The organism is Pseudoxanthomonas taiwanensis, assembly GCF_010093135.1.
Lineage (GTDB): Bacteria > Pseudomonadota > Gammaproteobacteria > Xanthomonadales > Xanthomonadaceae > Pseudoxanthomonas > Pseudoxanthomonas taiwanensis.
The window spans coordinates 16,071-29,981 of record NZ_PDWK01000007.1; the positions used below are offsets into that span (position 1 = coordinate 16,071).

At 71.3% G+C, this 13,911-nt stretch carries 13 protein-coding genes and 2 tRNA genes; 5 read left to right on the forward strand and 10 right to left on the reverse strand.

The features are described from left to right. The first annotated feature begins 48 nt into the window (after positions 1 to 48). Positions 49 to 255, forward strand: coding sequence for a carbon storage regulator CsrA (gene csrA / locus CR938_RS02395; protein WP_162123481.1), 207 nt, complete (start codon positions 49 to 51; stop codon positions 253 to 255). Positions 256 to 331: 76 nt separating this feature from the next. Next, a tRNA-Ser gene (locus CR938_RS02400) sits at positions 332 to 424 on the forward strand. Positions 425 to 1,031: 607 nt separating this feature from the next. Here CR938_RS02400 and CR938_RS02405 read toward each other — a convergent pair. The 9 genes from CR938_RS02405 to CR938_RS02445 all read right to left on the reverse strand — a co-directional run bounded on the left by CR938_RS02405 (position 1,032) and on the right by CR938_RS02445 (position 8,284). Next, positions 1,032 to 1,108: transfer RNA gene (locus CR938_RS02405), tRNA-Arg, on the reverse strand. A 16-nt stretch (positions 1,109 to 1,124) separates the two neighbouring features. Continuing rightward, on the reverse strand, positions 1,125 to 2,015 hold the full coding sequence (locus CR938_RS02410; RefSeq protein ID WP_162123482.1) for an alpha/beta fold hydrolase: 891 nt from the start codon (positions 2,013 to 2,015) through the stop codon (positions 1,125 to 1,127). Continuing rightward, entirely contained in the window at positions 2,012 to 2,821 is an 810-nt protein-coding gene (thiD, locus tag CR938_RS02415) for a bifunctional hydroxymethylpyrimidine kinase/phosphomethylpyrimidine kinase (RefSeq protein ID WP_162123483.1), read from the reverse strand. Before thiD ends, CR938_RS02410 begins: the two co-directional genes overlap by 4 nt. A gap of 4 nt (positions 2,822 to 2,825) precedes the next feature. Further along, on the reverse strand, positions 2,826 to 4,562 hold the full coding sequence (locus tag CR938_RS02420; RefSeq protein WP_162123484.1) for a SulP family inorganic anion transporter: 1,737 nt from the start codon (positions 4,560 to 4,562) through the stop codon (positions 2,826 to 2,828). After that, positions 4,562 to 5,293 carry a YoaK family protein gene (locus CR938_RS02425; protein WP_162123485.1) on the reverse strand — a complete coding sequence of 244 codons (732 nt, stop codon included), beginning with the start codon at positions 5,291 to 5,293 and terminating at the stop codon, positions 4,562 to 4,564. The genes CR938_RS02420 and CR938_RS02425 overlap by 1 nt, the downstream gene beginning before the upstream one ends. A 25-nt stretch (positions 5,294 to 5,318) precedes the next feature. After that, on the reverse strand, positions 5,319 to 5,492 hold the full coding sequence (locus CR938_RS02430) for a hypothetical protein (RefSeq protein WP_246190939.1): 174 nt from the start codon (positions 5,490 to 5,492) through the stop codon (positions 5,319 to 5,321). Positions 5,493 to 5,652: 160 nt separating this feature from the next. Beyond that, the gene (locus CR938_RS02435) at positions 5,653 to 7,053 is read right to left on the reverse strand and encodes a PhoH family protein (RefSeq protein ID WP_162123486.1); all 1,401 of its coding nucleotides are present in this window, start codon (positions 7,051 to 7,053) and stop codon (positions 5,653 to 5,655) included. Positions 7,054 to 7,165: 112 nt separating this feature from the next. Further along, positions 7,166 to 7,648: a peroxiredoxin gene (locus CR938_RS02440; protein ID WP_211365157.1), complete on the reverse strand. Its 483-nt coding sequence runs from the start codon at positions 7,646 to 7,648 to the stop codon at positions 7,166 to 7,168. 60 nt (positions 7,649 to 7,708) lie between these two features. Then, positions 7,709 to 8,284, reverse strand: a complete 576-nt coding sequence (locus tag CR938_RS02445; protein ID WP_211365158.1) for a glycine cleavage system transcriptional repressor — start codon at positions 8,282 to 8,284, stop codon at positions 7,709 to 7,711. Between the two features lie 147 nt (positions 8,285 to 8,431). Here CR938_RS02445 and dapA point away from each other — a divergent pair, with 147 nt between their 5' ends. After that, positions 8,432 to 9,334 carry a 4-hydroxy-tetrahydrodipicolinate synthase gene (gene dapA / locus CR938_RS02450; protein ID WP_162123488.1) on the forward strand — a complete coding sequence of 301 codons (903 nt, stop codon included), beginning with the start codon at positions 8,432 to 8,434 and terminating at the stop codon, positions 9,332 to 9,334. 29 nt (positions 9,335 to 9,363) lie between these two features. After that, entirely contained in the window at positions 9,364 to 9,885 is a 522-nt protein-coding gene (locus CR938_RS02455; RefSeq protein WP_162123489.1) for a hypothetical protein, read from the forward strand. A gap of 84 nt (positions 9,886 to 9,969) precedes the next feature. Here CR938_RS02455 and fdxA read toward each other — a convergent pair whose 3' ends face one another. Further along, positions 9,970 to 10,293 carry a ferredoxin FdxA gene (gene fdxA, locus CR938_RS02460; RefSeq protein ID WP_162123490.1) on the reverse strand — a complete coding sequence of 108 codons (324 nt, stop codon included), beginning with the start codon at positions 10,291 to 10,293 and terminating at the stop codon, positions 9,970 to 9,972. A 399-nt stretch (positions 10,294 to 10,692) separates the two neighbouring features. Between fdxA and CR938_RS02465 the strand changes: the two genes are divergently transcribed. Then, on the forward strand, positions 10,693 to 13,863 hold the full coding sequence (locus CR938_RS02465; RefSeq protein ID WP_162123491.1) for a TonB-dependent receptor: 3,171 nt from the start codon (positions 10,693 to 10,695) through the stop codon (positions 13,861 to 13,863). Positions 13,864 to 13,911 lie beyond the last annotated feature (48 nt).

The following is a 13,911-nucleotide window of genomic DNA, read 5'->3' on the forward strand; positions in this document are numbered from 1 at the left end:
CGACGCGCAGCGAGCCGAGGTTCGCCGGCGCCATGGAGACTGACCACAATGCTGATTCTGACCCGCCGCGTAGGCGAAACCCTGATGATCGGCGATTCGATCACCGTCACCGTGCTCGGGGTCAAGGGCAACCAGGTGCGGATCGGAATCACCGCGCCCAAGGACGTGGCCGTGCACCGCGAAGAGATCTACCAGCGCATCCAGCGCGGCGAGCAGCCGGCCTCCGGCGAGGCGGCCGGCGGCAGCGGCGAGTGACAGGAAAGGTTTGCCCGGCGACGCCGCAGCCTGTATCCTTTCGCGGCCCGCGGCGAAGCGCCCGCGGGGCCGATACGGAGTGATGCCCGAGAGGCCGAAGGGGCTCCCCTGCTAAGGGAGTATAGGGCCAAAAGCTCTATCGAGGGTTCGAATCCCTCTCACTCCGCCAGTTCAAGCCTTGAAAGCCCGCAGAGAGATGCGGGCTTTCGGTTTTCCGGGGCGTCCCATCCCACGTTTTGCGCCATGTCCGGCCGGCAGGTCTCCTGCGGCCAGGCCTGTGCCTGGCCGCATGTTCCTGGCCAGGCTGACTCCATGCCGCTGGTTGCAGCGGCTTTTTTGTTGCCCGCGACATGCCCCCTGCGTGGGCGCTGGGCCGTCGCGGTGCCGGTCGTGTCCGCGCGGCACTGCGCCCATCCTGTGCGCGCCTCGCGCAGCACCTGGTCGCCGGTGGCCCGGCCATGGCCGTCGTTGATGGACTCGAGGCGGTCGATGTCGGCGATGGCGACATCGTGCGTGCGCCCCGGCCGCGCGTGGCGCGCCCGACGGACACCCGCATGAGGCAGGCGTGGTTGTGGATGCGGGTCGGCGCGTCGCGCGTGTTCCCTCGTCCAGCCGCGCGTTGCACGAGGCCGGCGGAGCGGCACAGGCGCAGGCAGGGGGCGGCAGCAGCGCGGCGCGACCGGCACCGCGCCGCCTGGGCCCCGCGGCGTGATCCGGCAAGCCGGCGGGGCAAAAAAAAAGCTGCCGACGTTTCCGTCGGCAGCCTTCTGAAAAAGTGGCGCGCCCGGAGAGATTCGAACTCCCGACCGCCTGGTTCGTAGCCAGGTACTCTATCCAGCTGAGCTACGGGCGCGCTGCGAGGATGGAAATTATGCGGGATCCCGTGAGCGTTCGTCAACGGTCTGCGCCGCGGTCCGTGAAAAAAATTCGTGGACCAGTGCCCGGGCCAGGCGGGCCGGCTGCTTCATCCAGCCGAAGTGGTCCGCGGGCACGCCAAGTTTACGTGCATCCAGGTGGATGATCGAGGCCGTTGCCTGCGGCAGCTTGTCCAGCAGCGCCTGCAGCGAGCTGCGCGGGGCCAGCCAGTCGTCCTCCAGCACCACGCCGGCCACCGGCAGGCGCAGGCCGTGCATGCCGGCCTCCAGGTCGGCGTCCAGGCCCGCGGCGGCGTAGTGGTTGGTCAGGCCGACCCTGGCCCAGTCGGCGATCAGGCCGCGCGCCTCGGTGCCGCCGAAGCCGATGCGGCGGCCGTGCAGCGCGCCCTGGCGCCGTGCCAGCCACGGCAGGAAGCGGTAGGCCGCCGGCAGCAGCCAGCGGCGCGGACGCGGGAAACTGCGCCACCACGGGGTGCCGCTGGCCACCAGCCACAGACCGGCGAAGGCCCGTGGATGCTGACCGGCGAAGCAGCAGGCCAGCTGCCCGCCGAGGCTGTGCCCGCCCAGCAGCAGCGGCGCGGCGTCGCCGCCGTCCAGCGCGGCCAGGCTGGCCGGCAGGTCGAGGGCGAGCAGCTCGCGGTAGCCCCAGTCGCATTCGCGCGAGGCGCGCAGCGAGCTGCTGCCGTTGCCGCGCCACTCGTGCAGCCACACGGCGATGTCCAGCGCGGCCAGCGCATCGGCCAGCGGCAGGTAGTGGCGCGCGCCCACGCCCAGTGCCGGCAGCCACAGCAGGCGCGCGCGCGGCTGCCGGGGCAGTCGCGCCAGCAGGGTCCAGCGGTGGCCGTCCGCGGCCCGGACGGCGATCTCCCGGTCCTGTGCGCTCATCGGCCGGGCAGGGTGGCGAAATGGTCGAGCACGGCCACGTCGCCGCGACCGGGGCGGTAGTGGGCGCGCAGCGCGGCATGCACGTAGTCCACCGCGGCGGTGCAGGCCTGGCGCAGGGGCAGGCCGCGGGCCAGGTTGGCCGCCACCGCCGAGGCCAGCGTGCAGCCGGTGCCGTGCGCGTCCAGCGCCAGGCGCGGATGCGCGGTGCGCAGCTCGCCCTCGGCGTCGGCCAGGATGTCCACCACCTCGCCGCCGCCCTGCAGGTGCCCGCCCTTGAGCAGCACGGCCGAGGCGCCGAGCGCACGCAGCGCGGCGGCGGCTTCGGCCATCGCCTCCAGGTCCGGGATCTTCCGGCCCAGCAGCAGCTCGGCCTCGGGCAGGTTGGGGGTGGCCACCGTGGCCAGCGGCAGCAGGCGGGTGCGCAGCGCGTGCAGCGCGTCCTCCTCCAGCAGGCGCGCGCCGGAGGTGGCCACCATCACCGGGTCAAGCACCACGTGCGGCGGGCGGTGCTTCTCCAGCGCGCGGGCCACGGTCTCGATCACCGCGGCGCTGGCCAGCATGCCCAGCTTGACCGCGCGGATGTCGAAGTCCTCGAAGCAGGCGTCGATCTGCGCCTCCAGGAACTCCACCGGCGGCACGTGCACCGCGGTCACGCCGCGGGTGTGCTGGGCGGTGAGCGCGGCCAGCGCGGACAGGCCGTGCACACCGTTGGCGGCGAAGGCCTTCAGGTCGGCCTGGATGCCCGCGCCGCCGCCGGAGTCGGAGCCGGCGATGGTCAGGGCCGAGATCACGGTTGGGGTCTGCATGGCCTCATTGTGCCGCGCCAGGCGCGGATCGTGGGTGGTCCGCGGAGGCGCCGACGATGGACTGGGCCAGTTTCAGGGCGCGGTCGAAGTTGGAGGCCAGGCGCAGGCCGCCGGTCCAGCCCTCCATGCCCATCTGCACCAGCACCCGGTTCGGCTGCTCCTGCAGGCCGGAGACCACCAGCACGATGCCCTCGCGGTGGCAGCGCTCGGCCAGCTTGCGCAGGGCGTGCACGCCGCTGGCGTCGATCACCGGCACCAGGCGCATGCGCAGGATCAGCACCTTCGGCTTTTCGAAGAACTGGTCCAGCAGGCTGTCCAGGCGGTTGGCCGCGCCGAAGAACAGCGGGCCGCCGATCTGGTACGCCTCCACGCCCGGCGGCAGGCGCAGGCGCTGCTGCTCGTCGCGGGCGCGCGCGGCCGCATCGTCCAGGTCGTCGTCGGTGGCGCGCACGCCGGAGCTGATCTCCACCGACTCGGACATGCGGTACATGAACACCAGCGCGGCTACGACCACGCCGGCCTCGATGGCCACGGTCAGGTCGAAGAACACGGTCAGGAAGAAGGTCAGCAGCAGCACCACGCGGTCGCCCCACGGCGCCGACAGGGTGGTGCGGAAGTGCTCGTACTCGCTCATGTTCCAGGCCACCACCAGCAGCACCGCGGCCAGCGCGGCCAGTGGCACGTAGCGCATCAGCGGCGCCAGCAGCAGCATGAACAGCAGCAGGTAGCCGGCGTGCAGCATGCCCGACACCGGCGAGCGCGCGCCGGCACGGATGTTGGTGGCCGTGCGCGCCAGCGCGCCGGTGGCCGGCAGGCCGCCGAACAGCGCCGAGGCCGCGTTGGCCACGCCCTGCGCCACCAGCTCGCCGTTGGAGCGGTGGCGGCCGCCGGTCATGCCGTCGGCGACCACCGCCGACAGCAGCGATTCCACGCCGGCCAGGAAGGCGATGGTGAAGGCGCTGGGCAGCAGCTCGAAGGTGCGCTCGAACGGGATGCGCGGGAAGTCGAAGCTGGGCAGCGCCGAAGGCAGCTCGCCGAAGCGGCTGCCGATGGTGTCGGTGGGCAGGCCGAAGGCGGTGGTGGCCACGGTGCACACCAGCAGCGCGATCAGGAAGCCCGGCCACTTCGGCTTCCAGTAGCGCAGGCCGACGATCACCGCCAGGCCGAGCACGGTCATGGCCACGGTGGCCGGCTGGGTGGTGGCGATGTGCGCGGCGTAGGCGGCCCAGCGTTCGGTGAACTCGGCCGGCACCTGCTCCATCCGCAGGCCCAGCGCGTCCTTGACCTGCGAGGAGAAGATGGTCACGGCGATGCCGGCCGTGAAGCCGGTGATCACCGGCTGCGGCATGTACTTCATCAGCGTGCCCAGGCGCAGCAGGCCGGCGGCGACGAGCATCAGTCCGGCCAGTAGGGTGCACAGGATCAGCCCGCCGTAGCCGAACTTCTGGATGACCACGAACACCACCGGGATGAAGGCCGCGGTGGGACCGCCGATCTGGACCCGCGAGCCGCCCAGCGCGGAGATCAGGAAGCCGGCGATGATCGCCGTGTGCAGGCCCTTCTCCGGCGTCGTGCCCGAAGCGATGGCCAGGGCCATGGCCAGGGGCAGGGCGACGATGGCCACGGTCAGGCCGGCAAGCGCGTCCGCGCGCAGGTGCTGGAGGGTGTAACCCTCGCGCAGGGTGGTCCACAGCTTGGGTTCGAACTGCTGCAGGTAGGTGCGCAGCCGGGTGGCGTCCATTACCCCTCCCGTCGATGTTCCCGTTCCGGGGCGCCGCTGTCGTCGGGCGTGCTGCCCGGCCGGCGCAGCAGACGCAGGGCGTGGTGGCGATAGATGACGTAGCCGATGCCGGTGGCGCCGGTCAGCGCCGCCGGGATGGCCAGGGCGTGGTAGCCGAACGCGCGGAAGCCCCAGGTGCCGAGGATACCGCCGCACAGGAAGCCGCTGATGATCAGGCCGCTCAGCGTCAGCCGGCGCATCGGCAGCGGCAGGCCGCGCAGCAGGTGGCCCAGGCCGATGCCCAGGTCGGTGAACATGCCCGACAGGTGGGTGGTGCGCACCACCGCGCCGCTGTAGGTGGTCACCATCGCGTTCTGCAGGCCACAGGCCATCGCCGCCAGCAGCGCGCCGTTGAGCTGCTGGCGCAGGAACAGCGGGATCGCCGCCAGCAGCAGCGCCGCCTCCAGGGCCAGGGCCACGCCGTAGCGCCGGCCCAGGCGCAGGGTGCTGTCCTGGATGACCAGGCCGCTGAGCATCGCGCCCAGACTGAAGGCGATCAGCACCGCCCACAGGTGACGCACCGCGCGCCAGTTGCCGTCGGCCAGCGCCGTGCCCAACTGCGTGGTGGTGCCGGTGAGGTGGCTAACGGCCAGGTGCTCGAAGCCGAGGAAGCCCACCGCGTTGACCATGCCGGCGATGCCGGCGAGGGTGATCGCACCCACCCACACCCAGCGTGGCAGCCGCGTGTTCATGCCTGTGCGAGAGCCTGCCGGCGCATCAGGCCGGGTCCTTGAGGCGCACGCCGCGACCGCGGCCGGTGCTGGGCTGGTCCTCGCCGATCAGTTCGATGCCGGCGGCGTTGAGCGCGCCGACCACCTTGGTCAGGGTGTCGACCACGCCGCGCACGGTGCCGGTGCTGGCCTCCATGCGCTGGATGGTGGGCAGGGACACGCCGGCAGGCGGCGCTGGTCGATGCCGAGCAGGGCACGGGCGGCTCGCAATTGGGCGGCGGTGATCATGGCCGGACTTCCAAGCCGGCCATTATCCGGCCGCAGCCCTGGTGATGCAAGCAGAAGACATCACCAATGATGTTTTTGACATCAAGTACCCGTCACAGCACCTCGGAGGCGAAATCCGCCAGGCGCGAGCGCTCGCCGCGGCGCAGGGTCACGTGGGCGCTGTGCGGCCAGGCCTTGAAGCGGTCCACGGCGTAGGTCAGGCCGGAGGTGGTCTCGGTCAGGTAGGGCGTGTCGATCTGCTCCACGTTGCCCAGACAGACGATCTTGGTGCCCGGGCCGGCACGGGTGATCAGGGTCTTCATCTGCTTGGGCGTGAGGTTCTGCGCCTCGTCCAGGATCAGGTAGCGCGACAGGAAGGTGCGGCCGCGCATGAAGTTGAGCGAGCGGATCTTGATCCGGCTGGCCAGCAGGTCGTTGGTGGCCGCGCGTCCCCACGAGCCGCCTTCCTGCGGATGGGTGAGCACTTCCAGGTTGTCGGTCAGCGCGCCCATCCACGGGGTCATCTTCTCCTCCTCGGTGCCGGGCAGGAAGCCGATGTCCTCGCCGACGCTGACCGTGGCGCGGGTCATGATGATCTCGCGGTAGCGCTGCTGGTCCATGGTCTGGGCCAGGCCCGCGGCCAGCGCCAGCAGGGTCTTGCCGGTGCCGGCGGTGCCCAGCAGGGTGACGAAGTCGATGTCCGGGTCCATCAGCGCGTTGAGCGCGAAGTTCTGCTCGCGGTTGCGCGCGGTGATGCCCCACACCGCATGCTGGCCGGTGCGGAAGTCGTCCACCAGGGTCAGCACGGCCTTGCCGTCGGCCACGCTGGCCACGCGCAGCTCGACCTCGTCCTCGCCGGGCAGGTACAGGAACTGGTTCGGGTGCCAGGCCTCGTCCTCGCGCAGGGCCACCTCGTAGCAGGTGCGGCCGCGCTCGGACCAGGAGCGCAGGTCGCCGGCGTGGCGCTTCCAGAAGTCCTCCGGCAGCTCGGTGGCGCCGGTGTAAAGCAGGCTGAAGTCGTCCAGCGCGCGGTCGTTCTCGTAGTCCTCGGCCACCAGGCCGCAGATGGCGGCCTTGATCCGCAGGTTGATGTCCTTGGACACCAGCACCACCGGCACCCCGGCGCGCGACTCGCGCAGGGCCAGCACCGCGGCCAGGATGCGGTTGTCCGGCAGGGCGCTGCCGAAGCCGTTGCCGTTGCCCGTGCCGCGGGTCTGGAAGAACAGCCGGCCCGGTGCCTTGCCGGAGCGGCGCAGCTGCAGCCCCTGCGGATGCACCAGCGGGATGCCCGACTCGATCTGCTCGGCGCCGGCGCCCTCGATCAGCTCGTCGAGGAAGCGGCTGACCTGGCGCGCGTTGCGGCTGACCTCGGAGGTGCCCTTCTTGGCACTGTCCAGCTCCTCGATCACCTGCATGGGCAGGTAGACGTCGTGTTCCTCGAACCTGAAGAGCGCGGTGGGATCGTGCATCAGCACGTTGGTGTCCAGCACGTAGATGCGCTTGCCTCGGGTCATCGTGGCTTCCTGGTCGGGAGGGCGGGGCGCGGCACCGCGGGGAACGCCGCGCAGGGGCGAACCGTCGCGGCCTGCGGGGCAGGGCGACGGCGCGGAGGGGCGGTGCGGAAGGTCACTGGCGGCGCGCTTCCTTGAGGGCGTCGAGCACGGCCTGGGCGTGGCCGGCCACCTTGACCCCGCGCCAGGCGCGGGCGACGCGGCCGTCGGGGGCGATGAGGAAGGTGCTGCGCTCGATGCCCAGCACCTTGCGCCCGTACATGTTCTTCTCGCGGATCACGCCGAAGGCCTGGCACAGCTTCTCGTCGGCGTCGCTGACCAGCGGGAAGCGGAAGCCCTGCCGGGCGCAGAAGTTGTCGTGCGAGCGCACCGAGTCGCGCGACACGCCCAGCACCGCCGCGCCGTTGCGCTTGAACTGCGCCAGCAGGGTGTTGAACTCCAGACCCTCGGTGGTGCAGCCGGGCGTGGAGTCCTTGGGATAGAAGTACAGCACCAGCCACTGCCCGGCGTAGTCGGCCAGGCGCGCCTGCGCGCCGCCGGACAGGGCCAGCGGCAGGTCAAGGGTGGTGCGGTCGAGCTGGTCGCCTTCGCCGATCATGCGTGCGGCTCCGGGGGGTGGCTGCGGGCGGTGGGGTGCGCGGCTGCCTGCATCGCCGCCTCAGAACTTCATCGGGTCCATGATCGCGTCCAGGTTCAGGTGGTCGCAGAACTCGAGGAAGTCGTCGCGCAGGGCGGCGATGTGCATGTTCGAGGGCACGCCAATGGTCACCTGGGCCGAGAACATCTCCGCGCCGGTCTGCATGGCCCGGTAGCGGGTGCTCTGCAGGTTCTCGATGGTGATGCCCTGGCGATCGAAGAAGTCGGCCAGCTGGAACAGGATGCCCGGCTTGTCTGCGGCCACCACCTCGACGATGTACGGCAGCAGGTTGGACTGCTGCTGTTTGGCGGCGGTGCGGTACCAGTTCAGGCGCAGGCCTTCCTCACGCTCCAGGCGGGGGAGCATGGCTTCCAGCTTGGCCACCGCGTCCCAGGAGCCGACCGCGAGCGCGGTCATGGACACGTCGCGCCCCACCGTGGCCAGCCGCGCGTCCACCAAGTTGCAGCCGCTGTCGGCGATCCGCCGCGTCACCGCGAGCAGCGGCGACTCCGGATGCGTCGTGTAGGCGTTGATCAGGAGGTGGTTTTCGTTCGGCGAAGGCCGGGGCTTGTTGTCGGTCAAGGAGACTTCCGGCATTTGCGGGAGGCTGAATGGCTGGCGGCCGAAGGGCCGTTTTGCCTTGTCCAGCATACTTGCCCGTGCTTTCGGGCCGCAAGTATGATCCTCCGTCCCCCGAGGCGGTCCGCGGCACGCGCGAACCGCAGGAAAAAAAGAGCGTCCGCCTTGCACCTCACCGGCCTCATCACCGCGCTCGCGACCCCGTTCACCGAGGCCGGCGCGCTCGACCTCGACGCCTGGCGCCGGCTGCTGGACCGGCAGCTGGCCGCCGGCGTGGACGGGCTGGTCGTGGCCGGCTCCACCGGCGAGGCGGCGATGCTGGACGAGGGCGAGTACGACGCGCTGCTGGAGACGGCCGTCGCGGCCGCCGCCGGCGCGGTGAAGGTGCTGGCCGGCACCGGCCAGTCGGGCACCGCGCGCACCATCGCCCTGACCCGGCGCGCCGCCGCCATCGGCGCCGATGCCGCCCTGGTGGTCACCCCGCCGTATGTGCGGCCGACCCAGGAGGGCCTGGTGGCGCACTACCGCGCGGTGGCCGAGCAGGGCGGGCTGCCGGTGGTGCTGTACAACGTGCCCTCGCGCACCGGCGTGGACATGCTGCCGGAGACGGTGGCGGCCCTGGCCGGGCACGGGAACATCGTCGGCATCAAGGAGGCGCTCCCGGACTCCGCGCGCATCGCCGCGCTGCTGGCGCTGCGCGGGCCGGGGTTCGCCGGGCTCGGTGGCGGCGACGCCACCGCCGCGCGCGCGCTGCTGGCCGGCGCCGACGGCCTGGTCTCGGTCGGCTCCAACGCCGCCCCGGCGGCCTACAAGCGCCTGTGCGAGCTGGCCCGCCGTCGCGAGGCCACCGCCGTGGCCGACTGGGACGCGCGGCTGGCGCCGCTGCACGCCTTCTGCGCAGTGGAGCCGAACCCGATCCCGGTCAAGGCGCTGCTGCAGCGCCTGGGCTTCGGCCACGGCGTGCGCCTGCCGCTGCTGCCGCTGCCGGAGCGGCACCACGACGAGGCCGCACGCATGGCCGCGCTGGTCCGCGAACTCGAACACCTGTGTGGCCGCCCGCCGGCCTGACCCATCCCAACGTCTGACGGAGATTGCCGATGTCCGTGTCTTCCCGCGTCGCCCGCGCTTCCGCGGCCATCCTCATGGCCATCACCGTGACCGCGTCGCTGGGAGGCTGCTCCTGGTTCCGCAAGGGGCCGCGCGGCGACTACGCCCTGGTCCAGGAACAGCGTCCGCTGGAAGTGCCGCCGGACCTGACCCTGCCGGACACCTCCGGCGCCATGGCCCTGCCGCCGGCCGCCGGCGGGCAGGCGGCGCAGCGTCCGGCCGCGCCGGCGCCCACCGCCTCGGCCAGCGGCTTCGTCGTCCGCGGCACCCGCGACGAAGTGTTCGAGCGCGTGGGCCCCGCCCTGGCGGGCATCGCCGGCGTGGCCATCGCCACCCGCGCCCAGGTGCTGGGCAGCTACGACGTGTCCTACCGGGGCAGCGACTTCCTGGTGCGGGTGAGCGAGGTCGAGGGCGGCGCCTACGTTTCCGCGGTGGATCCGCGCGGCGTGCCGGCCACCGGCGAGGCCGCGGTGCAGCTGATCGCCGCGCTGCAGGCGGCCCTGGCCGACTGAGCCGTCCCGCCCGCCGCACATAGCAGAAGGCGCCCGCGGGGCGCCTTCTTCGCATCCGCGCGCGGGAACATCCCCGGCGCCGGCTCAGCGCTCCAGCAAAGGCAGCTTGTTGGGCTTGCCGTCCCATTCGGCCGCGTCCGGCAGCGGCTCCTTGCGCGCGTTGATCACCGGCCAGACCTTGGCCAGCTCGGCGTTGAGCGCCACGAACGGCTCCTGGCCGGCCGGCACGTCGTCCTCCGGGAAGATCGCCTTGGCCGGGCATTCGGGCTCGCACAGGGTGCAGTCGATGCACTCGTCCGGGTCGATCACCAGGAAGTTCGGCCCCTCGTGGAAACAGTCGACCGGGCACACCTCGACGCAGTCGGTGTACTTGCACTTGATGCAGTTTTCGGTGACGACGAAGGGCATGGGGAGGATCTTTGTGCCTGAGACGGCGCGCCATTCTAATACCAGCCTCCATCGCGCGTCCTGCCCGTGATCAATGCGCCGCGGCGGCCGCGTGTCCCCGCGCGGCCCCGGCTGCGTGCGCGTGGGCGCCTGCATGTCCGGCAGCGCGAGGCATCCGCCGCCCGCGGGCGGGCAGGCGGCCAGGCCGGGAGGGGCCCGCCGCCGCCGGGCCGACGGTGGTCGCCCGGCGGGCCTGCGGCGGTGCCGGAGCGGCCGGCGGCGCCTGCTGCGGTGCGGCATGGGAGGCACTTCAAAACCGCCGAAGTTAGCGCTAACGTCCGCGTCGCGGCCGCGGGGAGCTTTGGAACGGCCGCCTACAACCCAAGACGATTCGCCAACAGTTTCTGGAGGGGGAGCTGAATGTCGAAGTGCCACGACCGCGCCACACGCGCTGGGACAGTACGTCCGTATCCGTCTTTCCGCATGCACCGTTCCGCGCTGGCGCTCGGCGTGGCCCTGGCGCTGGCTGCCGGCGGCGTGCAGGCCCAGGACCCGGGCTCCGGCAGCGGGCCGGACGCCGTCGAACTGGACACCGTCGAGGTCAAGGGCCTGCGCGGCAGCCTGATGCGGGCCCAGGACCTGAAGCAGGAGGCCGAGCAGATCATCGATTCGGTGACAGCGCAGGACATCGGCGCGCTGCCGGACCGCAGCGTGACCGAGACGCTCAAGCGCATCAGCGGCGTGACCGTCACCGGCTTCGCCGCGCGCAACGACACCGACCACTTCTCGGCCGAGGGCACCGGCGTGATGATCCGCGGCCTGACCTTCGTGCGCGGCGAGCTCAACGGCCGCGACGTGTTCAGCGCCAGCGGCGGCCGCGGCATCGGCTTCGAGGAGGTGCCGGCCGAGCTGATGGCCGGCGTGGACGTGTACAAGAACCCCTCGGCCGAGATCATCGAGGGCGGCCTGGGCGGCACCGTGAACCTGCGCACGCGCAAGCCGTTCGACGAGCCGGGGCGCAAGATCGCCGGCAGCATCGACTTCAACCAGGGCGACAAGGCCAAGGACATCCGGCCTTCGGCCTCGTTCCTGTTCAGTGACCGCTGGGACACCGGCATCGGCGAGATCGGCCTGCTGGCCAACGTGTCCTACTCGGAACTGGCCACCCGCTCGGACGGCATCCAGGTCCAGCCGTTCGTGCGCCGCGGCCGCTACCCGGCCGAGCAGCCCGAGGGCGAGGATGGCGGCTGGTACTACGACTGGGAGCTGGACACCTGGATGCCCAACGAGTCCCAGCGCGAGGCGCTGCTGGAGGGCACCGACTTCGACCACGTGTTCGTTCCCGGTGGCGCGAACTGGCGCCGGACCGACTTCGACCGCAAGCGCCAGGGTGGCGCGCTGGCGTTCCAGTGGCGGCCGAACGCGGACACCGAGGTCCATGCCCAGGTCATCACCTCCAAGTACGACCTGGCCTGGCGCGAGCACTTCATGGAGTGCTGCGGCAGCATGGAGAAGAACAACGACGACCTCTGGAGCGGCGACCCCAACCAGTTCCACCCGGTGTGGGACGACGGCCTGGCCGACAAGACCAACAACGTGGTGCCGATGCCGGGCACCCGCTTCGAGTACGACCGGTACGGCCGCTTCATCCGCGGCACCTTGCGCCAGGGCGGCTGGCGCGGCCAGCCCAGCGACGGCCCGGCCAACATGTACCAGCGCCCGGGCATCCAGTTCGCCGCGGGCAACCGCTACAACGTGCAGTCCTCGCAGACCACCGACTGGTCGGCCGGCATCCGCCACTACATCACCGACGACCTGGTCGTGCGCGCCGACTTCCAGTACGTGAAGTCCAGCAACGACAACGTGGATTTCTCGGTGCACACCTCCACGCTGCTGGACGAGGTGACCCTGGACCTCAGCGGCAAGTATCCGTCGCTGACCATCGCCGACCCGGCCACCGCCCGCGACCAGACCCGCTACTTCTGGCGTTCGGCCATGGACCACCTGGCCGACAACGAGGGGCGCGAGCGCGCCGGCCGCGTGGACGTGGAGTACAACTTCCGCGACAGCGACTGGCTGCGCCTGGTGCGCGTGGGCGCGCGCGTGGCCGACCGCGAGTACCTGAGCTACTCCACCCACTGGAACTGGGGCCCGATCAGCGACGACTGGCGCCGTATCGCCAACCCGCCCGACCCTGACCGCCCGGCCGTGGCCTGGCTGGACCAGTTCTTCCCGGACCAGTCCATGCTGTACTCCATGTCGGGCTTCTTCCGCGGCAAGGTCAACGTGCCGACCCAGTTCTGGACGGCGAAGGACGCCATGGTCACGCGCGAGGCGGTGCTGGCCACGCTGTCCACCATTCCCTCCACGGGTGAGACCTGGTCGCCGGTGGAGTACGGCCCGGAGCATGCCAACCGGCAGAACGAGCGCACCCAGGCCGCCTACGGCGTGCTGTACTTCGGCAACGAGGACCTGCGCCGTCCGGTGGACGGCAACATCGGCGTGCGCGTGGTCAAGACCACCGTGGATGCCGAAGGCGGCGGCCAGCTGCCGGACATGAGCGGCTGGGGCGACGTGATGAAGCCCGAGACCCTGGCCCGCTACAACGGCCAGGTGTTCCACAGCAGTTCGCGTGCCTCCTACACCGACGTGCTGCCCAGCCTGAACCTGCGCGTGCGCTTCGACCACGGCCTGCAGTGGCGCTTCGCCGCCTCCCGCGCCATCGCCCGCCCGGAGTTCAGCCTGATGCAGCCGTGGGTGGTGCTGTCGGCCGACGCCTCGGCGTGCAACCGCGCGCTGCAGGACGGGCTGCGCACCGAGCTGTGCGGCGAGGACGACCTGAGCTACAGCGGCAGCGGCGGCAACCCGGCGCTCAAGCCGATGCGCGCCAACCAGTTCGACACCGCCCTGGAGTGGTACTTCGGCCCCGGCGACAGCGTGTACCTGACGCTGTTCCACAAGGACGTGAAGGACTACTTCGTCACCGCGCTGGCCAACGAGCTGATCGACGGCCACGTCTACCAGATGACCCGCACCCGCAACCTGGACAAGGGCACCATCCGCGGCTTCGAGGTCGGCTACTCGCAGTTCTTCGACTTCCTGCCGGGCCTGGGTGTGCAGGCCAACTTCACCTTCGTCGACAGCAAGGGCGGCACGAACGTGGACATCGAGCCGCCGGGCGGCAGCAACAACTCGCCGCTGCCGGGCGCGGTGCCGCTGGATCTGCCGCTGGAGGGGCTGTCGCGGCGCAGCTACAACCTGACCGGCATCTACGAGCGCGGTCCGGTGTCGCTCCGTCTGGCCTACAACTGGCGTTCGCGCTACCTGCTGACCAGCAGCGACACCATGCCGGCCATGCGCATGCCGGTGTGGAACGACGACTACGGCCAGCTGGACGGTTCGTTCTTCTACAACCTCAACGCCAACGTGCAGATCGGCGTGCAGGCCAACAACCTGACCAACTCCATCACCAAGCTGCTGATGGGTCCGCGCGGCTACCGCCGCGACGGCTTCATCGACGAGCACCTGTACAACCGCGCCTGGTTCGAGAACGACCGCCGCTACTCGGTGGTGCTGCGGGCCAGCTGGTGACGGCACCGGGGGACGGCCCGCGCGGGACCCGCGCGGGCCGCGTCCCCC